The organism is Agrobacterium sp. GW821-FHT02D03 (assembly GCF_059421725.1).
Map to the genome: position 1 here is coordinate 1,043,518 of NZ_JBWKVN010000001.1, position 20,834 is coordinate 1,064,351.

Consider the following 20,834-nt stretch of genomic DNA (forward strand, 5'->3'; position numbering starts at 1 on the left):
CGACAAGCATTGGCCGTTTACGGATCAATCCGGGCTTTATATGGTTGGGCAGCTTCACTTTGGAGATCGTTCATGCCGCAAGCCACGTCTACCACCGGACACAGAGTTCACGATGCAGACTGGTGGAGGGGAGCGGTCATATATCAGGTCTACCCGCGCTCGTTTCAGGATACGACGGGGGATGGTTTCGGTGACCTGGCGGGGATTACCAAGCATCTGCCCTATATCCATGCGCTTGGTGTGGATGGCATCTGGCTCTCGCCCTTCTTTACTTCGCCCATGGCGGATATGGGCTACGACGTTTCCGATTACTGCAATGTCGATCCGCTGTTCGGGACGCTTGCGGATTTCGATGAACTGATCACCGAGGCGCACAAGCTTGGCCTGAAAGTCATCATCGACCAGGTGATCTCGCACACATCCGATCAGCATCCCTGGTTCAAGGAAAGCCGGACCAGCCGCACCAATGCGAAAGCGGACTGGTATGTCTGGGCAAACCCGAAGCCGGATGGAACGGCGCCCACCAATTGGCTCTCGGTCTTTGGCGGTCCGGCCTGGGAATGGGATGGCGTGCGCAAGCAATATTACATGCACAACTTCCTCGGCTCGCAACCGGATCTCAATTTTCACAATCCGGACGTTCAGGACGCGCTTCTGGACACCGTCAGGTTCTGGCTGGAGCGGGGTGTCGACGGCTTCCGGCTGGATACGGTCAACTACTACTTCCACGACAAGTTGTTGCGCGATAACCCGCCGCATGAGCCGGATAGCGACGATGCCGGTCTCGACGCGCCGGACGTCAATCCCTACGGCATGCAGAGCCATCTCTATGACAAGACGCAGGTGGAGAACCTCGCCTTCCTCAAGCGCTTCCGCGCTCTGCTGGACGAGTATGAGGGACGGATGACGGTCGGCGAGGTGGGCGATGGTGCGCGCTCACTCAAAACCGTCGCCGCCTATACGGCGGATAACGACAAGCTCAACATGTGCTACACGTTCGATCTGTTGGGGCCGGATTTCACCGCCAGCCATATTCGCGGTGCCGTCGATGGCTTCCAGAAAGCCGTAACCGATGGCTGGGTCTGCTGGGCTTTTTCCAACCACGACGTTGTCCGTCATCTCAGCCGCTTTGCCGAAAGTGTGGAAGAGCAGATCCGCGTGGCAAAGCTTTCCGTCTGCGTGCTGGCATCCCTGCGCGGCTCCATCTGCCTTTATCAGGGTGAAGAGCTGGCGCTAACGGAGGCGGATCTTGCCTTTGAGGATCTGCGCGATCCTTACGGCATTCGCTTCTGGCCGGCTTTCAAGGGCCGCGATGGGTGCCGCACGCCGATGGTGTGGGAGACGGGCAAGCCGCATGCCGGTTTCACTGCCGCCGAAAAGCCGTGGCTGCCGGTTCCTTACGCTCATGCCATGCTGGCGGCGGACGGGCAGGAGCGGAAATCGGACTCGGTTCTCAATCATTACAAGGCGATGCTGGCCTTCCGTCGCAGCCATGCGGGCCTTCGCGATGGCGACATGACGTTTCTCGATACGAATCAGGATCTGCTCGTGTTCACGCGTGAAAAAAACGGCGAGAGCCTGCTCTTCGTCTTCAACCTTACGCGTCAGCCGGTCGATTTTCGCCTTCCGCCGGAGTTTTGCGTCGTCGAGCATCTGGCAATGCCCGGGTTTGAGCCGGCCTTCGATGTCGATACGGTGAAGCTGGAGCCGCTGGATGCGTTCTGTGCGCGGATCGAGCGGTCGTAATTCGGTAGATCACGGACATGTGGCCTCAGAGGAGGCCCTTCGTCATTTCGGTGTCGAGGCTGAGGATAAAGCGACGCAGCAATGTCCTGTCGAACTGGCCCTCGCGATCCATCATCCAGGACAGAGCCTGCTGTGAGGACCAGCCCTTCTTATAGGAACGGGCGGATGTGAGGGCATCGAACACATCGCAGATCGTGCTCATGCGCACCTCCGGGCTGATCTGCGCGCCGGAGAGGCCTTGCGGATAGCCTCTGCCATCGATCCGCTCATGATGGTATCGACAGATATCCAGAACCAGTTCCGGCATATCCGATTGTTTTAGCAAGATCTTGTAGCCAAGCTCGGGATGTTGCTCGACATGTAATCGTTCTTCGGCGGTGAGCGGCCCCTGCTTGTGCAGAACCTCCCGCGGGATGGAAAGCTTGCCGACATCGTGCAGGATACCGGCAACGCAGAGCTGCTGAACCACGGCTTCATCCATTTCCAGCGACCGGGCAAAATGCGTGAGCAACGCCGCGACGGACAGCGAATGGACGAAGGTTGCGGTATCGCGTGACCGAAGGCGTGAGATCCCGATGTAAAGACCGGGGTTCTCGTCCATTGCCCGGCCGATATCGTCCGCAAGCGGCGCAAATGCATCGATGGCGATATCGCGACCGTCAAACACACCCTCTATGAGGCTTTTCGCTTCATCGGCCTGCGCACTTATCTTTTGTGCGACGCGGCTCTTGTCTTCCTTGCTGGCAGTCCTGATCGTTTTCGGCACCGCATCGTCAACACCAGTGTCCGGGGCATTCGTGCCGAGCGCAGTGTTGATAAAAACACCGCTGATCTCACCATTCACGATGGCGGAGAGTTGCTTGGCGTTCTTCACCGTGAAACGGCGGCCAACAGCAGGGTCATCCTGCCAGGGGCCTTCTATGCCCTCGACAAACATGCCGATCTTGACTTGCTTTTTGTCGATGCGTTTGATGACCAAAGATTTCCTCCAGGTCGCCGGTCATTGAACGATCATCATATATACTTCCTCAGGCCTTAATTTACTATGATTTTGGCGCGCGCGGGAAATAGAATTAGACTATTTACTTATAATTGTCTCCGCGAGCGGGCACGTGTTCATCCTTCAGCCGTGATGAGCTTGAAAAGATCGACATCCACCAGGCCCTTATCGGAGATCTTCAGGTGAGGTATGACGGGAAGAGGCAGAAACGCCACCTGAAGGAAGGGTTCTTCCAATGTCGTGCCCAGCGCATAGGCCGCTTGGCGCAGCGTGTGCAGCGTGTCGCGCACGCTCTCGTAGGGCTCCAGGCTCATCAGGCCGGCAACGGGGAGGGCGATCTCACCGGTGATCCTGCCGTTTTCCGCCACGACAAAGCCGCCCTTGATCTCTCCGAGACGATTGGCAGCGAGCGCCATGTCATCTTCGCTGACGCCCACGACGCAGATATTATGGCTGTCATGGCCGACGGTGGAGGCGATGGCGCCCTTCTTCAGGCCAAAACCCTGAACGAAGCCGTTGGCGTGATTGCCGTTCTTGCCGTGTCGCTCGATGACCGCCACCTTGATGATGTCGTTGTCGAGATCGACGCTCGTCTGGTTGCCGTCGCTTGGCAACTTGTAGCGGCGATGTTCGGTGATGATTTTGCCCGGCAATACGCCGAGAACGGACGTCTTGCCTTCCGTTACCGGCACGCCAAAATGGGCGGCGAGCACCCGCCTTGCCTTGACGCTGTCGAGGCCGACCGGAGCAACCGACTTGCGGGTGGCGAAAAGCGCGTCCGTGACGCGTCTGCCGGCGGAGAAGACCATGGAGGCCTTGCAGTTCTGCAGCGTGTCGATCACCACCAGATCGGCGCGCCAACCGGGCGCGACGAGACCACGATCGCGCAAGCCAAAGGCTTTCGCTGCCGAAATCGATGCGGCGCGGTAGACGGCCAGCGGCTGAACGCCGTTGGCGATGGCAGTGCGGATCATATAGTCCAGATGACCCTGTTCGGCGATATCGAGGGGATTGCGGTCATCGGTGCAGAGCGCCAGATAGGGCGACAGGCGCTCGGTGATGATCGGCATCAGCGCGTGCAGGTCTTTCGATACCGACCCTTCACGGACCAGAATATGCACGCCCTTGCGGATCTTTTCGAGCGCTTCCTTGGCGCTGGTGCATTCATGCTCGGTGCGGATACCGGTCGACAGATAGCCGTTAAGCCCGGTGCCGGACAGAAGCGGCGCGTGGCCGTCGATATGCTGGCCCTGAAACGCCTCGAGTTTCGCCATGCAGATCGGATCCTTATGGATCACGCCGGGGAAATTCATGAATTCCGCAAGACCGATGACCTGTGGATGATCGCGGAAGGGCAGGAGCTTTTCGATCGGCAGATCCGCGCCAGCGGTTTCCAGATGGGTGGCGGGCACGCAGGAGGAAAGCTGCACGCGGATATCCATGATGGTCTCGAGCGAGGAATCCAGGAAGAACTGGATACCCTCCGCGCCGAGCACATTGGCGATTTCATGCGGATCGCAGATCACGGTCGTCACGCCGTAAGGCAGGACGCAACGGTCGAATTCGTGCGGCGTGACCAGCGAAGATTCGATGTGAAGATGGGTGTCGATGAAGCCCGGCACGACGATCTTGCCGGAGATGTCGATCTCCTCGACGCCGTGATAGGTCTCGCAAGTGCCAACGATCGCATCGCCGCAGATCGCAATATCGGACGCGACGAGTTCACCCGTGACCAGATCGAAGAAGCGTCCGCCCTTCAGAACGATATCCGCCTTCTCACGTCCCGTTCCCTGGTCGATCTTGCGTTCGAGTTTCGATACCACGCGTCACCTCATTTCGATTCTGTGCCTTGCGACAATTAAGCCTGGAAAGCGCTATTCATGCAAAAAGAAAACCGGGCGCGTTGAGAGCGCCCGGTTCGATCAACTTGTCTTTCGGTTGCGGTCACCATCCTCGCGCTCGATCAGCGGAGGAGAGGCGGCACCTTACTCGGCCGAAACGATCTTGCCGCCCTGCCACTTGTAGAGCGAGAAGGCCTGCGAGGTCAGGTCGCCTGTTTCGCCATAGGTCAGCTTGCCGATGGCTGTCGGGATCGGCTCGCCGCCCTTAAGCGCCGTGGCAACCGCTTCGGAATCCTCGGCAGAGCCAGCCTTTTCGATACCGGCTTTGAGAACTTCCACGGCGGCATAGGCATTCAGGGTGAAGGCTTCGGCCGGAATGTTGGCGGCCTTCAACGCGTCAGCGGCTGCCTTGGAGTCCGCGCTCTTCGTTGCGTCGGCAGCATTGGTGAAGATGGTGCCATCTGCCGCAGTGCCGCCGATATTGGCGAACTCGGAGTTGGAAAGGCCATCACCGGCAATCACGGTCGCCTTCGCGCCGATGTCGTGCAGCTGGCGTACCAGAAGACCGGCTTCCGGATGGTATCCGCCGAAATAGACGACGTCCACGCCCTCGGACTTCAGACGGGCGGTGAGCGCGCTCAGATCCTTTTCGCCCGGTGTCAGCGCGTCATACATGACTTCCGTCACGCCGCCGGCATTCAATGTCTTCTTGAAGGCGTCGGCAAGGCCCTTACCGTAAGCGCCCTTGTCGTGAATGATGGCGATCTGACGGTCCTTCAGCTGCGCCAGAACGAACTTCGCAGCCACTTCAGCCTGCTGGTCGTCACGACCGCAGGTGCGGAAGATGTTTGTCAGGCCGCGATTGGTGAGGTCCGGTGCCGTTGCTGTCGGTGTGACCATGACGACGCCGTTTTCAGCGAAAACGTCGGAGGCCGGAATGGCAACGCCGGACGTGACCGGGCCGACGACGAATTTGATGCCGTCTGCAACCAGCTGGTTGGCGGCGGAAACGCCCTGCTTGGGTTCGCCGGCATCATCGGCGAGCTTCAGCACGACCTTCTCGCCGAGAATGCCGCCATTCTTGTTGATGACATCGACGGCAGTCTGCGCGCCGTTCTTCACCTGGTCGCCATAAGCGGCAACCGGACCCGTGAGCGGGGCTACGAGACCGATGACGATCTCGGCATGCGCTGCGGGTGCAAAGGCCACGGAGGCGGCAAGCGCCAGGCCGGTCAAAATCTTGATTTTCATTCATTTCTCCTTGGGTTGGGCGTATCGCCCGATTCGGCCCGATACCGGCAACGTGCTCGCTGATACGAGGCGCCGTTCGTCAGGCAAAGGAGTGCCGTTTCACATTTGAATTCCGTACCCCAGTCTTGCTTTGTGACAAGGCGATGGCGATTTAGCAAGTCGTGTTTGATCTGGAAGCGGCGCCTGGACGTAAAAGCCCTTGTAAAAGCTATGTGATCGCCGCCACAGTAGAGAGGCGAGGTTTGGTCTATGACAGCGCGATAAAGACTGGCTTTTCCATCAGGCGGGGAGGATATTATGACGATGCTATCGTCCGATGAAGAATTTCTGTCCCATCTGCCTGTCTTTCGACATTTCGAAGATGTCGCTGAGCCGGAACTCTATCGTCCGCTTCCCGATGGCTGGGCGCTGGCGCTTGCCGACATCGTCGATTCCACCGATGCCATTGCGCAAGGCCGGTACAAGTCCGTCAATATGGCGGGTGCTGGCGTCATCTCCGGCATCCTCAACGCCTTGGACCGCCATGACCTACCCTTTGTTTTCGGCGGCGACGGTGCGGCTGTCGCCGTGCCGCCGCAGGCGATCGAAGCATCGCGCGCGGCGCTCTCGAAAGTCCGGCGTTGGGTGAGCGAGGATCTTGGCCTGACGCTGCGTGCAGCACTCGTCCCATTGACGGAAATCAGGGCCAATGGGCTGGATGTGCGCGTGGCGCGGTTTCAGGCGAGCGATGACGTGTCCTATGCCATGTTCTCCGGTGGCGGCAACAACTGGGCGGACATGCAGATGAAGGGTGGGCACTATCTTGTAGACGAGGCCGGGGCAGGCGACAGGCCTGATCTTTCCGGCCTGTCGTGCCGATGGAATCCCATACAGGCGCGCTATGGTGCGGTGGTGTCGATCATCGCCACCCCACGTCCGGGCGGAGACATGGCGGCCTTTCGTCGGCTGGTTGCCGATATCGTCACACTTGCGAATGAGGACGGTCGCGAAGGCCACCCCGTGCCTGTCGAGGGGCCGGCGCTCGGTTTTATCCGTGAGGGGCTGGTGATGGAGGCCAAAGCGCTGTCCGGTCTCGGCGATCGTGTGTCGCAGTTTCGCAAAGGCTGTTGGGTGGCGTTCCAGACCGTTCTGATTACGGTGCTCTACTGGTTAAGAAAGCCGGTGGGGCGCTTCGACCCTGTTCAGTACAAGACGACTGTCGCGAGCAATACGGACTTTCGTAAGTTCGACGACGGGCTGAAGATGACGATCGATGTAGATGCAGACCGGCTTTCCCGCATCAAGGCACGGCTGGAAGGTGCGGAGCGTGACGGTGTCTGCTTTTATGGATTGCATGAGCAGGATGCGGCCCTGATGACCTGCGTCGTTCCGTCACCACTGTCACGCGACCACATGCATTTTGTCGATGGGGCTGCCGGTGGCTATGCGCGTGCAGCGCAGATGCTGAAAGAGCGTTCGGCATCATCGGTCTGAACGGTCGAGGTGCCTGCGTGGCTTGAGCCCTAAAGACTCGTCTGGAGCGGCGCGCACCCCGTTTTCGGGCTTCTAAAGCGCGTCGCGATCTTTCAGATTCGCTCCTTGCGCTTTAGGTTTTGGTTTTGTCGCGGGTCGGTATCGCAAAACCGCTGAACAGTTTGCTTGGACCATGCTTCAAAGCGCCGCGCGGCCTATTGGGCGCACAAAGAACGCTTTACCTTTTTGATCGTGCTTTGCGAAGATCGAGCCCGATGTTCGGGCCGATGCTGTCGATCAGGCCGCGGACTTGCTGTCGTTCTGCGCGCAGTAGATCTCTTCAAGCGATGCCAGGATCTTCTTCACCGAGTCCGACGTGCTGGAATAGTAGATCGTCTGTGCATCGCGGCGCGTCTTGACGAGGCGTTGTGCACGAAGCTTGGAGAGATGCTGAGACAAAGCCGATTGGCTGAGGCCAACCTGGGTAGCCAGAACGCCGACCGGAACTTCACCCTCAACCAAGCTGCAAAGAATCATCAGCCTTTTGGGGTTAGCCATTGCCGACAGAAGCCCTGCCGCTGCATTAGCCTGTTCTGATAAGGTCTGCTCTGTCATTTCCAGTCTCCTAATTCGAAGCCGCCCCTAGGCCTTCTTGTCCGGCAACGAATTGCCCCATGCGTCAAGTTTTACCAACATGGTCGCGAGACTGTATATACCTAAATCTAAGGTAAAGGCCACGCTTTATTAGAAGTGTCGTAATTTAGACACTCATTATCTCGCAAGGCTGTTTTGGAGTATTATTTTCTGCTAAAAATCGTAAGTAACGCGAACGAAGAAATGATTAATGTCAAATTCGGTCAAAAATAATATTTTTTTATTCTTCTTAATTTTGACAGCTGTAGTCATATTTTAATCTCAAATCTCGGCATGTCCCAAATCTAGTAGTGTGTGCGTTGCGGGGTGAGGGAAAAGAAAGCAGCGCAGGCCTGTCGGGCCTACGCTGCTTCGGATGCCGTGGTATTGAAAAGACCCCATTCTTTGGGATCAGCCCGCCCTCGGCTAGTTGTCCTCCAACCAGGCAGAATCTAGACGTTGCGGTGACGCGTCAGTCCCCGGACGATGTCTTCCGAGGTGATGGTGCCAATGACGGCACCCTGTTCGACGACGCCGATCGTACCGGGCTGTCTCGCCATGGCATCGAGAATGTCGATCAAGGGCAAGGAAGGGCGAGCTGTTGCCACGACCGGGTTGTTGCCGTGATCGACTGCAACGCCGCGCCGCATCACGTCGGCGGCCGTCAGCATGGAAATCGGGTTCATGTTCTGCACGAAATCCGCAACATACTGGGTGGCGGGGTTACGCACGATCTCCTGCGGCGTGCCGCACTGGATGATGCGTCCCCCCTCCATCATGGCGATGCGATTGCCGATGCGGAAGGCCTCGTCCAGATCGTGGCTGACGAAGAGGATCGTTTTCTTCAGCCTGCTTTGAAACTCCAGCAGCTCTTCCTGAAGTCGGCTGCGGATCAGCGGGTCGAGGGCTGAGAACGGCTCGTCCATCAAAAGGATCGGCGCGCCGGTCGCAAAGGCGCGGGCAAGACCCACACGCTGCTGCATGCCGCCGGAAAGCTCGCCCACCTTGCGCTCGGCCCAGTCGGAGAGATTGACGAGTTCGAGCTGTTCGGCAACGCGCTTCTTGCGCTCGGCCTCCCGCACGCCGGAAAGCTCCAGCCCGAAGCCGACATTATCGGCAACATTGCGCCAGGGCAGGAGTCCGAACTGCTGAAAGACCATGGAGACGGTGCGGGAGCGAAGGTCGCGCAGCACCTTGGACGATGCCCGATAGGGATCGACATATCCCGTATCGGTCTTGACGCTGACACTGCCGCGCACCACCGGGGCAAGGCGGTTGACGGCGCGCAGCAGCGTGGATTTGCCGGAGCCCGACAGTCCCATGAGGACGAGGATTTCGCCCTCCTTGACCGAGAGCGAGGCATTGGCAACGCCAAGCACCAGACCGGTCTCTTTGTTGATTTCGCTGCGGGTCCGCTCCGCATCGATCAGCGGAAGCGCAAGGTGAGGATTGTCGCCGAAGACGATATCGACGTTTCCGAAGATGATCGCGTCACTCATACTTCATCCTCCGAGCCTGGCAGGCGAAAGAGCCGGTCAAGAATGATCGCCACGATGACGATGCAAAGTCCCGCTTCAAAGCCCATGGCAATGTTGACCGTATTCAGCGCGCGAACCACCGGCACGCCAAGGCCGTTGGCGCCGACAAGTGCGGAGATCACCACCATGGAAAGCGATAGCATGATGGTTTGTGTCAGCCCCGCCATGATCTGCGGCATGGCAAAGGGGAGTTCCACCTTGCGCAGCACCTGGGAGGGCGTGGCGCCGAAGGCGACGGCGGCCTCCACCAGCGCCGGCGGCGTGGAAATGATGCCAAGTCGCGTGAGACGGATAGGAGCGGGGACGGAGAAGATCACTGTTGCGATCAGGCCCGGTACCATGCCGAGACCGAAGAGCACCAGTGCCGGGATCAGATAGACAAAGGTCGGGATCGTCTGCATCAAATCCAGAACGGGACGCATGAAGCTGTAGACCCATTTGCGCCGTGCCGCGAGAATGCCGAGCGGGACGCCGATCAGCATACAGACGGAGCTTGCCGCGATCACGAGCGCCAGCGTTTCGGTGGTCGCTTTCCAATATCCGAGATTGATGATGAGAAGCAGGCCAAGGGCTGTGAAGAGCGGCATTCCGATGGAGCGTCGCATCCAGGCGGAGAGCGCGGTCAAAAGCGCCACGATGATAAGAGGGTGGGGCGCCTGTAGCAGGTAGAGGATAGCGTCGATAACGCTTCCGAAAATAAAGGCTAACCAATCAAAAAAGAAAGAAAGATTTGTGGTCAGCCAGTCAACTGCCTCTTTGGCGTAACGACCGACCGGTAAACGATTTTGGGGTGCACTGAGCCATTCCACGGTAAGATTATGCCTTTCGTGAACGGGTTCATCTGTTCGGCTTCCGACGCTTGAAGGGTCGGAAGCCGGGCGTAGCAGGCAGGTAACCGGCCTTTACAGGCCGATATTCTTCTTGGCTGCAGCCAGCGCGTCGCCGCTGCCGTCCTTGGTCTTGACGCCTGCGAGCCATGGCTCGATGGCGCTCGGGTTCGCCTTCAGCCATGCGGTGGCTGCGGCTTCGCCTTCCATGCCGTCATTCAAGATCTTGCCCATGATCTCGTTTTCCATGGGAAGCGAGAATTGCAGGTTCTTGATGAAGGTGCCGACATTCGGGCATTCGTCCAGATAGCCCTTGCGCACGTTCGTGTAGATCGTCGCGCCGCCAAGGTTCGGACCGAAGACGTCGTCGCCGCCTGTCAGATAGGTGAGCTTGAAATTGGAGTTCATCGGGTGGGGCTCCCAACCGAGAAACACGATGGGCTCGCCAGCCTTATCGGCACGCGCCACCTGCGCCAGCATGCCCTGTTCGGAGGATTCCACCACCTGGAAGTCCTTCAGGCCGAAGGTGTCCTTCTCGACCATGCCGAGAATCAGGCGGTTGCCGTCATTGCCGGGCTCGATGCCGTAAATCTTGCCGCCAAGCTGGTCGCTGTGGGCTGCGATATCCTTGAAGTCCTTGATGCCGAGTTCGGCACCCTTGGCATTGGTGGCAAGCGTATATTTTGCACCCGTTAGGTTTTCGCGCACCGTCTCGACCGACTTGTCTTCGCGGTAAGGCTTGATATCGCCTTCCATCGTCGGCATCCAGTTGCCGAGGAAGACGTCGATGTCCTTGTTCTTCAACGACGTATAGGTCACCGGAACGGAGAGGATTTTCACGTCGGTGTCGTAGCCGAGGCTTTTCAGAATGACGGAAGCCGTGGCGGTCGTCGCGGTGATATCGGTCCAGCCGACGTCGGAGAAGCGGACGGTTCCGCAGCTTGCCGGTTCGGCAGCCTGAGCGCTGGTGGAAAAGACGGCGATTGCGGAAATTGCCGCGGCAAGAGCCAGACAGCGACGTTGATGTGCAAGCATTGCTTACTCCCTTTTTTGTTCCCTTATCATTATCAATATCCGCCAATCACAATCAACTCATGCGCATTTGCGTGAGCGGCGGTGTTGTTTGCGACATTGTACACTATCAGCCGCGACGAACAGAACTTCTATTCGAATCGGGTTTTGACCCTAAAGCTGTGACTTTCGTTCGGGCACCCTTCCTTCTGTGGGTCTTGCGGGGCAAAAGAGCCTGAAACCTGATTCTTTTGTTGTCGTTTGTCTTTTCGGGATAACGGGTTTCCACTTATCCCTGACAGACTTTAGAGGGCATGATGGCCAAGCTCTATTTCAATTACTCCGCGATGAATGCCGGAAAATCCACCATGCTCCTGCAGGCGTCCTACAATTATCAGGAGCGCGGAATGCGGACCCTGATCTTCACAGCCGCCTTCGACAACCGGGCCGGTGTGGGCAAAGTTGCCTCGCGCATCGGCCTGTCGTCGGATGCGATGATCTTTGAAGACAACACGGATATTTTCGCCGAGGTGGCGCGCCTGCATGGCGAGGAGCCGGTCGCCTGCGTCTTCATCGACGAGGCGAATTTTCTCTCCGAACACCATGTCTGGCAGCTCGCCATGATTGCCGACAAGCTGAACATTCCGGTGATGACCTATGGTCTGCGGACGGATTTTCAGGGCAAGCTTTTTCCCGCTTCCAAGGAGCTTCTCGCGATTGCCGACGAGCTTCGGGAAATCCGCACCATCTGCCATTGCGGACGCAAGGCAACGATGGTGGCGCGCTTCGATGAAAGCGGCAAGGTGGTGAAGGAGGGCGCGCAGATCGATGTGGGCGGCAACGAAAAATACGTCTCCTTCTGCCGCCGTCACTGGGTGGAGGCCGTTCAAGACGCCTGAGCCGCGCGTTCCGCTGCGTTTGATTTTGGTCAAAGAAGGCAGGTGCGTGGGGGAGTAGGACCTGGCGTGGAAAGACCGCATCCGGCGGTTCCACTTCAGGAGTAAGCGCAATGCAAAGTCACGTTCTTCGTCTTCTTACAGCCGCCGCCATTGCCGGCTTCTTCACCTTTCCGGCCGCTGCCGCCGAAATCGAGATCAAGATGCTGAACAAGGGCGCTGATGGCCAGGCCATGGTGTTCGAGCCCGCAGCGGTGAAAGCAAATGTGGGCGATGTCATCACCTTCGTTCCGGTCGACAAGGGTCACGATGCCGCTTCGATCAAGGAGCTGGTGCCGGAGGGTGTGGCGGAAGCCAAGGGCAAGATGAACGAGACGCTGAAGGTGACGGTCGACAGGCAGGGCGCCTACGTCTTCAAGTGCACGCCGCATTTCGGCATGGGCATGGTCGCGCTTGTGGTCGTTGGCGATCAGCCTGCGAACCTCGACGCGGTTAAGGCCGGAAAGATGCCGAAGAAGGCGCGTGAGAGACTGGATGCGGAACTGGCAAAGCTCAATCTGTAAGCGCCCCTTCCTTCGAGCTCTTGCATTGAGATCAGGCCGTTCGTGGATATATGAAACGAGCGGCCTTATGCGTGTCGCGATCTTTCGGATTTTCTCCCCGCTTCGGCTCTTGTTTTGTCGCATGTCGTTATCGCAAAACCGCTGCACAGTTTTGCGCGACATGCTTAAGTGCCCCATCGATTCGGGAGAGAGAACCTGCCATGGCGAAGACGCCGCCCCTTGAGAGCGAGATTGAAAAGGCCAAGGCGGCGATCAGCGACACACGCGCAGCCGAGGTCAGCCTGTTCCAACAATTCTCGGCACTCTTTGGCGCAGATGGGGCGGATGACAAGGCGCAGCTCAGTCATGAGCGCGATCGTCAGGCGCTCGATTCCCTCCTTGCACGCTATGATGAGGTTGAGAAGACTCTCGCCAATCTCACGCTCTATCTTTCCGCCGACATCGAGAAATGCTTCGAACGTTTTGACGCCGCCAGCGAACGGACGCGTTACGAGAATTTCGTCGCCTTCTTCTCGCGCAACAGGGCGACGAAGCTTCAGGCCGAACGGGTGAAGACGTTCGCGATTGCCGGGACCTTGAAGCGGCTGCTGTTTCTTTCGGATGGTGTGGCCGTGCTTCTGGCGAACGAGAAAGCTGCCGCTTCGGGGCTTTACGAGAGATGCGAAGCGCCGCTGACTGCGATGATGGAAAAGCGCCGCCTGTCGGCAGCCGAGATCGAGGCTGGGCGTCAGCGGCTGAAGGAGATCAACGCGTCGCTCGCAACCGTGCAATGGAAGCTTGGCAGTGTGACGGATGACAAGCGCCGCGCTTCACTGGAAGCCGAACGGGAAAGCCTGTCGCTTGAACTGGAAGAGCAGGAAAAATCCTATCAGGTTTTGAGAACCCGCCACCAGCGTCTGGAAGACCAGATCCAGCTGCAGGAATCGCTGTCGCAAAGCGCAACCCAGCGGCTTTCTGCACATGCCATGCTCTACAACATGCTGTCGCTTGCGATGGAACGCGCCATCCAACTCTATGGCGCCGTGACCATGACGCTTGACGGGCTGATGCGGGACATTGAAAAAGACACGTCGCCACATCCCCATCTTCTCGATCTTCTCAGGATCCACGCGCACAACGCCATCACGCTCGATGATATCGACAAGCGCAAGGCCCCCGTCAGCGAGGCCTTTGTCCGTCGCTACAGAATAGAACGATCCCGTATCGTGGCGATTGAAGGTGCTGCGCGGTAAAAAGATACCTTTGCTGCGTTGTATCCATCGCGCGCGCACCTATCTGAGAACGAAGCTGTACTCGCAGAGGAGTGGGCCGTTGACTGACAATCGAGAGAGGTGAGTATGCTTGATTCCGTTTCGGCGTTCTTCAGACGTGTTTTCAGCGCGCTTGGACGAGGCCTGTCGGTTCTTGGCGCGGCGCTGATCTGGCCGTTCCGCGCGAGGCAAGGATCTGCCGGCCCGCGGGCATGGATGGTACAGGCACCGCTTGCCGTCGGCCTCGTGCTCATCTTCGGTCTCTACGGCTACTTCATCTGGCAAACCCAGGTCTGGACGAACTTCAATCCGGATTACGTCAACGACTACAAGCTTTCGACCCGCACCGTCGGAGCAGGGCAGGAGCTGCCTGCCACGCCAGCGACAGTGCCTCAAGCGCAAACAGAGGCGCAGCCAACGACCGAGGGAGCCGCAACCGCGCCGGCCCCAGTTGCCGCAGCTCCCGCTGCACGCAGTTGCCAGCCATCCGCCACCGTCGATGTCGCGGCGGGCCTGATCGATTTCAATGTCGATCAGAATGCCTGGATTTCCTCCATGCTGCTCTACAAGCTCGGCCTTTTCGGCGTCGATTGGGACAGTACGCCGTTTTTGGACAACAAGGCCTCCTTCCAGCGCGGCGTGAACCAGGCCGTTCGCCGTACCGCGGTGGAGCTTGTCGATACGCTCGGTCGTGTGCGCGGAACGTCCGGCATCAATAACGACCTGCAAAATGCCCGTGGCAATCTGCAATATGACGAGTATTCGTGGTATTTCGGTCTGAGCCCCTTCGGCCCGAAGACGCCGACGCCAAGCTACTACCGTTCGGCCGCAGACAGTCTGCGCAAGTTCAACACCAGTCTTGCTCAATGCGCCTCTGTCTTCGATACGCGTGCGGATAACCTCATCCAGTTCATCGATCGCATCGCCAACGATATTGGCGGCACCTCCGCAATCCTTCGCGAGCGTTCCGAGAATTATAATGGCGGCTGGTTCGACACGCGCGCCGACGATCGCTTCTGGTTCGCTTATGGCCAGCTTTACGGTTACTACGGCATCCTCTCAGCCGCTGGCGCGGATTTCCAGCAGGTCATTCGCGAGCGCAATGTGACCAGCTTGTGGAACGATACATTGGCGCAGACGCGGGCAGCCCTTCGCATTCAGCCCTTCATCATCTCCAATGGCGACGAAAGCGGGTGGATCATGCCATCGCATCTGGCGACCATGGGCTTCTATGTGCTGAGAGTCCGCTCCAACCTTGTGGAGTTGCGTTCCGTGCTGGACCGCTAAGCTCAGGAGCTTGGCCAGCGCTCCGACTGGATAGCGGAGCGCTTGAGCCGGCCCTGAAACTACTGAGCGGTTGTGCGGCTGGCACGCTCCGTCAAGCGAGGACGTAAAGCGTCAGGAGCGAACCGCCACATCGCGCAGCGCTTCGATCATGATCAGCTGATCACTTTCAGGCGAATGGCCTTGGCGACGAGCTGGGTCCGGTTGACGCAATCCAGCTTTTTGATCGCATTGTTCAAATAGGCGTTGATCGTGTGGTCGGACAGCGAAAGGATTTGTCCGATCTCGGAGGATGTCTTTCCGTGAGATGTCCAACGGATGACTTCGATCTCGCGCTTCGTCAGCGTTTTCGGCGCCACCAGTTCCGCCTTGCGAATACGATCGTAAACGTCGAAGGCATGGATGGCGACAATGCCCAGCTCATTAAGCACATTTTGACTGGGCTTTGGCGAATCTCCTTCGAAACGCAGAACGTATCGACGACCGTTGAGACAGTTGATGGGCGCGATCACGCCACTGACGAGACCGTATTGCACCATCAAATTCTTCAACTCCGCGCTATAGGGCGGCACGGGAATGTCGTCTTCGAAGCACCAATATTGCGGCATCGATGAATTGGCAATTTTTGCCAGAATAGGGCAATCCGGCAGTTTGCGATGCTGATCGACGCTGCGAATGAAGTTGACCGGGACAGTCGTTTCCAGCACCACCGGAGCCAGAAGGTCGTCGCCTTGCGTCGGCACCTTCATCAAGGTGGTGTGGGTGAAGCCGAATGTTTTGGTGAGACGGGAGACGGTCTGCAGCCACTCAGGACGACTTTGGGAGGCCACTATCTCCTGACTGAATACAGACTGCCGTTCCAGTGTTGTCATGGTGATTACATTCGATAAGGTTTATATGTTAACATCAAGAAATATACGAACGGCAACAAATTTCCACCCCTAATTTCCAATAGTCCCAACTTTGGTTAGCACGGTGTTTTTCTAATCGTTTGAATATCTTGATTATTGGAGCGGTTGAGCTCACGACTTTCAAAGTCGCGGGGTTTGCTCGACCACCGGCTTCTCGCCTTGTGCCTGTCTAAGCGTGCCCGCGTGTCGCGCAAAACTGCTGCACACTTTTGGGCGACACGCTTTGGATCGAAGAGATCAAAGATCGAGATCGGCCTTGCCGGGCTTCGGCTTGTTCATCAGCTTTTCCAGGAAACCCAACATCACGGCAGAGATGACGAAGGCGAGGTGGATGATGGTGAACCACATCAGCTTGCTGTCGGAATACTGGTTGGCGTTCAAGAAGATCTGCAACAAATGGATCGACGAGATGGCCACGATGGAGGAGGCGACCTTGATCTTGAGACTGCCGGCGTCGAGCTTTCCGAGGAACGACACCTCATCGTCCGCTTCATCAAAGCGGCTGACGAAGTTCTCATAGCCGGAGATCATCACCATCACGATCAGGCTCGCCACCAGCGCCGCGTCAATCAAGGCCAGCATGGCGAGAATCATGTCCGCATCGGTGTAGACGAAGACGTTCTGGGCGATCTTCAGAAACTTCAGTGCAAAGGAAAAAGCGTAGACGGCCAGTGCTGCCACGAGTCCGAAATAGAAGACGACGAGGATCCAGCGGCTCGAGAGAATGATTCGTTCGATAATGAGTTCAAGTGATTTCATGTCAGCGGGGCGCCCTTGGCTCGCGTTGAGATAATGTGCGTATTCGTAAAGCGGTGATTTAAGCGGACGAAACCGATCTTCAAGACCATAGCATGCTGCACATTCTGTTTATCACGGGATGTTTTACGGTGGACCGAGCATGAGGTTGCCGCACGTTCGGCGTCACAATTTTGCAACAATATGGTCCTCGCTAAATGATGACTGTTATAATCATATTTATTATGTTGACTCACGTAATCATGTTTTCTAATTCTCCCCCAGCGGCTCAGCCGTCACATTTCAGCACATATCCGTCGAGCGAGCCTTGAGGCTGTAGCGCGCACCGTCGCGCTTGCCTCCTGCTGTTCGACATCAGGGGGTCATCATGCTTATCCGCGGTTCTCAATCCGCTTTGTTTGTCTGCACGGCGCTCGCGCTTGTGCTCAATAGCGTCGGCGCGCAGGCGCAGACCGTGTCTCCGCAGGACGGACAAGAGCCCACTGTGCTGAAACGCATTACCATCAAGGGCGCGCGCGTTGCGTCGGGTAACCCGGCGGCGAACGCAGCGTCCGATACGCCGCTTGCCAGCGTGACGACGGCAGACGAAATCCGCAAAAAGGACATCAGCAATCTGCGCGATCTCGGCAATACGACGGAGCCTGGGGTGGATTTCACCGAGAGCAAGCCAGGCAAGGTAGGCGGGTTGTTCATCCGCGGTCTCGGTGGTCCACGCATCGTCACGCTGCTTGACGGAATCCCGGTTTCCTCCTTCGGCAACCTCGTGCGTGCGGGTGCGTCATCGCCAACGACGGGATTGAGTGACGGCGCAAACACGTTCGACTTTGCAGCGCTCTCGACTGTCGATGTCGTGCGCGGCGCGGATTCGAGCCGCATCGGTCCAGGTGCCATGGGCGGCGCGCTGGTGCTGAGAACGCTTGAACCGGAAGACCTGATAGACCCAGAAAAGGGCTGGGGCGGCGTGGCAAAGCTTGGCTATGACAGCTCCGACAAGAGCCTGGGCGGTTCGCTGGCGGTTGCGAAAAAGATCGAGAACACCTCGGTGTTGTTCCAAGGCGCTTACAAGAAGGGTCATGAGCGCGACAACCTCGGCAAGCAAGACATTGACGGCTTCCAGCGGACCGCGCCAAACCCTGCCGATTTCGATCAGAAGAATGTCATGGCCAAGGTCCGTCAGGATCTTGCTGGTGGGCATCGCATCGGTGTGACCGCAGAGCGCTATGATCTCGATACCGATTTCGACCTGAGAACGATGCAGAGCCCCACAGTCGTCATATCCGGCGGGCGTCCTGCTACGACCTATCTGCCCGGTCAGGGCTGGGGTGAGGAAAACACCCACCGCGACCGCGTATCTTTCGATTATAGCTACGAGGCGGAGAGCGAAGACTCCGTTATCGACGCGGCCAATGCAACGATCTTCTGGCAAAAGCTGACCAAAGAAGCTGGATCGGATGGCCTGCGCACCAACGATTCCGCTCGGTACATGAGACACAACAGGGTGGAGGAAAACTCCTACGGTCTGACGGGCAACGCCATCTCGCGTTTCGATGCCGGCTCTCTCGACCACGAAATTCGCTTTGGCGGCACGCTGCAGTTTTTCCAGACCGAACAATATCTGGCAGGTCTGCCCGCAAGCGCTGCCGTCAACAAGCCAGATATGCCGGACGTTGATGGCAAGAAGCTTGGCATCTATCTCGATGATCGTATCGGTTTTGGCGATAGCGGTTTTGCTTTGACCCCGGGCGTGCGCTTCGATTGGTATGATTATGATCCGCAAACGACGGCCGGTTACAACGGCGCATTGACACCGAAAAGCGGTACGCGCCTCTCGCCGAAAGTGTTGGCGACATATCAAGTCACGCCTGAAACCGAGCTCTTCGCGCAATGGTCGATGACATATCGGCCACCAACGATCGATGAGTATTACATCTACTTCCCGAACATCGGCTACGAGGTTCGCGGCAATCCGGACCTGAAGCCAGAGACTGGGCAAGGGTTCGAGGTCGGCGCGAATTATGAGAGCGGCGATCTTTCTGGAAAAGTCACCGTATTCCATAACCGCTACTCGAACTTCATCGAGGACTACACCGTCTCACAGGCGCCGCTCGTCATGTCATGGCGCAATGTCGATAAGGCGCAGATTTCCGGTATCGAGCTAAAAACCCGAAAGGAGTTTGCAAACGGGCTTTTCCTCAACGGCTCTATTGCCTACGCCTATGGACGAAACAGCACTGATAAATCCTATCTACGATCCGTTGCGCCGTTCAAGGCGGTGGCAGGCGTCGGCTATGATCAGGATATTTGGGGCGTCGAATTGTCCGGCATCTTCTCAGCACCAATGCCCAACGATAACAATCCCAACACGTTTGATGCGCCGGGCTACGGCATCGCCAACCTGACGGGCTGGTGGGAGCCGGACCAGTTGAACGGCCTTCGCATCCAGGCTGGCGTCTACAATATTTTCGATAAGAAATATTGGAACGCCGTTGCCGCCCGCGACGTCAACCCGACGGCACAATCCAGCGGCAATCAGCCGGTCGATTTCTACACCGAGGCGGGAAGGTCGTTTAAGGTCTCTCTGACCAAAACGTTCTGATCAGGGTCTTCTAGATCGATATGGTGGCGCGGAAGCGCCACCGTTTCAATTGAACTACGCCGCGGTTTTCACCGGCAGTACAAATACCCACCCTTCCGCTCCAGCACATCCAGATGCAGATGGTCCTGGTGGGTGGCGTCGCTCCCGGGCGACAGGACGGTGCGGAAGAAGAGGCAGGCGGCGGTGGTGATGGTGCGTTGGAAGGCGCCTTCCATGGTGCCGTCCTCGGTGCGCGGTTTCATCACGAGGGGCTCGCCCTTGTCGAAGGTCATGGTCGCAATGTCGACGGCGTTGCCCTTGGCATGTTCCGACATCTTGCCTGTCGCCGCGCTGTTGCGATTGCGGCAGATATAGGTGGAGGCATTGCCAAAGGCCGTGACCTGACGGTCGGGCATGGCGATCTTGGCGGAGGGGATGACCACGTCCTTTGTCCAGCGGGAAAGCGCAAGGGCTGCCTCGCAGCGCATCGTTCCCTTCGGCTCCAGCTTGATGCCGGGCAGAACCGCGGAGACCTCAAGGGGTGAAGCGATGCCGCAGCCGTCTTCTTCGCCCTTGATCGACTCGATCTCGCGAAACTCGGCGCCGAGCTCTTTCAGTTGCGACAGGCAGGCTTTCAGCTCATCCGGGTTCTCTTGCATGACGGGTTCGGGCGCGGGCTCGTCAGCTTTCTTCTCTTCAGCGGGCTTTTCCTCGGCCGGCTTTGCATCGCCGGGCTTGCCTTGCTCGGCTTTGTCGGCGTCCGGCTTTTCATCCGCAGACTTCTTCTGCTCCGACGTGTTGTTTTCGCTCGGTGACGCATCTTGGGGCTCTGGCGTCTGAGGTTTTTCCTGCGGCTTTGGCACCGTGTTTTCGGCTGGCGGCGAGGCCTGCTCGGGAGCCTTCTCGTTCTTCTCCGGCGAGGTCGCCTGTTGCGGAGTTTCCTGCTGTGGCTTTGCTTCCGGAACGGGAACCTGTTTTGGCGGTTCGGATGCGGCAATCAGCAGCGATGCCGCTGCCAGAATGAAGAAACGGTGAAGCATGTCGGTCTGTCGCCCCCTGTCGCGCAGATGGTTGCGCGAAAGCGAGAACGCGCCAATGGGCGATCCGGTTCAGGAACAGCCCGCAAATCCGCTTGCCAAGCGGGTTTATTGCCGCTAACAATTTCGCCCATGAACACAACATCGAAGAACATTGCGATCTGGTGGTGGGGCAGCTGAGGCGGCCTTGACCAGTCATGTTCACACGACACGTCCAAGCCGCCCGAAATTTCAGGCGGCTTTTTTGTTATTCTGCCGCCGGT

Annotated in this window: 17 protein-coding genes; 7 read left to right on the top strand and 10 right to left on the bottom strand. The window is 57.9% G+C overall.

All coding sequences use genetic code 11. The features are described from left to right. The first annotated feature begins 72 nt into the window (after positions 1-72). A complete protein-coding gene (gene bglA / locus AC07U5_RS04870) occupies positions 73-1,746 on the top strand; it encodes a beta-galactosidase BglA (RefSeq protein WP_494722436.1) in 1,674 nt (557 codons plus the stop codon). A 25-nt stretch (positions 1,747-1,771) separates the two neighbouring features. Here the strand turns inward: bglA and AC07U5_RS04875 are convergent, their stop codons facing one another. From AC07U5_RS04875 to AC07U5_RS04885, 3 genes are all read right to left on the bottom strand, one after another. Then, a complete protein-coding gene (locus AC07U5_RS04875) occupies positions 1,772-2,725 on the bottom strand; it encodes a cyclic di-GMP phosphodiesterase (RefSeq protein ID WP_494722437.1) in 954 nt (317 codons plus the stop codon). A gap of 137 nt (positions 2,726-2,862) precedes the next feature. After that, the gene (gene ade / locus AC07U5_RS04880) at positions 2,863-4,569 is read right to left on the bottom strand and encodes an adenine deaminase (RefSeq protein WP_494722438.1); all 1,707 of its coding nucleotides are present in this window, start codon (positions 4,567-4,569) and stop codon (positions 2,863-2,865) included. 162 nt (positions 4,570-4,731) lie between these two features. Then, positions 4,732-5,838 carry a branched-chain amino acid ABC transporter substrate-binding protein gene (locus AC07U5_RS04885; protein ID WP_112521140.1) on the bottom strand — a complete coding sequence of 369 codons (1,107 nt, stop codon included), beginning with the start codon at positions 5,836-5,838 and terminating at the stop codon, positions 4,732-4,734. 303 nt (positions 5,839-6,141) lie between these two features. Here AC07U5_RS04885 and AC07U5_RS04890 point away from each other — a divergent pair, with 303 nt between their 5' ends. Then, the gene (locus AC07U5_RS04890; protein ID WP_113261670.1) at positions 6,142-7,311 is read left to right on the top strand and encodes a DUF3095 domain-containing protein; all 1,170 of its coding nucleotides are present in this window, start codon (positions 6,142-6,144) and stop codon (positions 7,309-7,311) included. A 276-nt stretch (positions 7,312-7,587) separates the two neighbouring features. Here AC07U5_RS04890 and AC07U5_RS04895 read toward each other — a convergent pair whose 3' ends face one another. The 4 genes from AC07U5_RS04895 to AC07U5_RS04910 form a co-directional block, all read right to left on the bottom strand. Then, a complete protein-coding gene (locus tag AC07U5_RS04895; RefSeq protein ID WP_062426334.1) occupies positions 7,588-7,905 on the bottom strand; it encodes an ArsR/SmtB family transcription factor in 318 nt (105 codons plus the stop codon). Between the two features lie 470 nt (positions 7,906-8,375). Further along, positions 8,376-9,422, bottom strand: coding sequence for a choline ABC transporter ATP-binding protein (gene choV, locus AC07U5_RS04900; protein WP_494722439.1), 1,047 nt, complete (start codon positions 9,420-9,422; stop codon positions 8,376-8,378). Further along, complete coding sequence (gene choW / locus AC07U5_RS04905; RefSeq protein WP_062426336.1) at positions 9,419-10,270, bottom strand: choline ABC transporter permease subunit; 852 nt, start codon at positions 10,268-10,270, stop codon at positions 9,419-9,421. Before choW ends, choV begins: the two co-directional genes overlap by 4 nt. 93 nt (positions 10,271-10,363) lie before the next feature. Then, positions 10,364-11,323, bottom strand: a complete 960-nt coding sequence (locus tag AC07U5_RS04910; RefSeq protein ID WP_062426337.1) for a choline ABC transporter substrate-binding protein — start codon at positions 11,321-11,323, stop codon at positions 10,364-10,366. Positions 11,324-11,616: 293 nt separating this feature from the next. On the opposite strand from AC07U5_RS04910, the gene AC07U5_RS04915 reads away from it, so the two are divergent. The 4 genes from AC07U5_RS04915 (at position 11,617) to AC07U5_RS04930 (ending at position 15,295) form a co-directional block, all read left to right on the top strand. Next, positions 11,617-12,198 (top strand): thymidine kinase, encoded by a 582-nt coding sequence (locus AC07U5_RS04915; protein ID WP_494722440.1) that lies wholly within the window; start codon positions 11,617-11,619, stop codon positions 12,196-12,198. Between the two features lie 110 nt (positions 12,199-12,308). Continuing rightward, on the top strand, positions 12,309-12,758 hold the full coding sequence (locus tag AC07U5_RS04920; protein WP_062426338.1) for a pseudoazurin: 450 nt from the start codon (positions 12,309-12,311) through the stop codon (positions 12,756-12,758). 200 nt (positions 12,759-12,958) lie between these two features. After that, entirely contained in the window at positions 12,959-13,990 is a 1,032-nt protein-coding gene (locus AC07U5_RS04925; RefSeq protein ID WP_494722441.1) for a hypothetical protein, read from the top strand. A 105-nt stretch (positions 13,991-14,095) separates the two neighbouring features. Next, on the top strand, positions 14,096-15,295 hold the full coding sequence (locus AC07U5_RS04930; protein WP_494722442.1) for a DUF2333 family protein: 1,200 nt from the start codon (positions 14,096-14,098) through the stop codon (positions 15,293-15,295). Positions 15,296-15,447: 152 nt separating this feature from the next. Here AC07U5_RS04930 and AC07U5_RS04935 read toward each other — a convergent pair whose 3' ends face one another. Together AC07U5_RS04935 and AC07U5_RS04940 are read right to left on the bottom strand one after the other, a co-directional pair. Further along, positions 15,448-16,122: a helix-turn-helix transcriptional regulator gene (locus AC07U5_RS04935; protein ID WP_062440187.1), complete on the bottom strand. Its 675-nt coding sequence runs from the start codon at positions 16,120-16,122 to the stop codon at positions 15,448-15,450. A gap of 318 nt (positions 16,123-16,440) precedes the next feature. Then, positions 16,441-16,962, bottom strand: a complete 522-nt coding sequence (locus AC07U5_RS04940; protein WP_062426342.1) for a TIGR00645 family protein — start codon at positions 16,960-16,962, stop codon at positions 16,441-16,443. Between the two features lie 364 nt (positions 16,963-17,326). On the opposite strand from AC07U5_RS04940, the gene AC07U5_RS04945 reads away from it, so the two are divergent. Beyond that, the gene (locus tag AC07U5_RS04945; RefSeq protein ID WP_494722443.1) at positions 17,327-19,555 is read left to right on the top strand and encodes a TonB-dependent hemoglobin/transferrin/lactoferrin family receptor; all 2,229 of its coding nucleotides are present in this window, start codon (positions 17,327-17,329) and stop codon (positions 19,553-19,555) included. A 68-nt stretch (positions 19,556-19,623) separates the two neighbouring features. Here the strand turns inward: AC07U5_RS04945 and AC07U5_RS04950 are convergent, their stop codons facing one another. Then, on the bottom strand, positions 19,624-20,574 hold the full coding sequence (locus AC07U5_RS04950; protein WP_494722444.1) for an extensin-like domain-containing protein: 951 nt from the start codon (positions 20,572-20,574) through the stop codon (positions 19,624-19,626). Between the last annotated feature and the right edge of the window lie 260 nt (positions 20,575-20,834).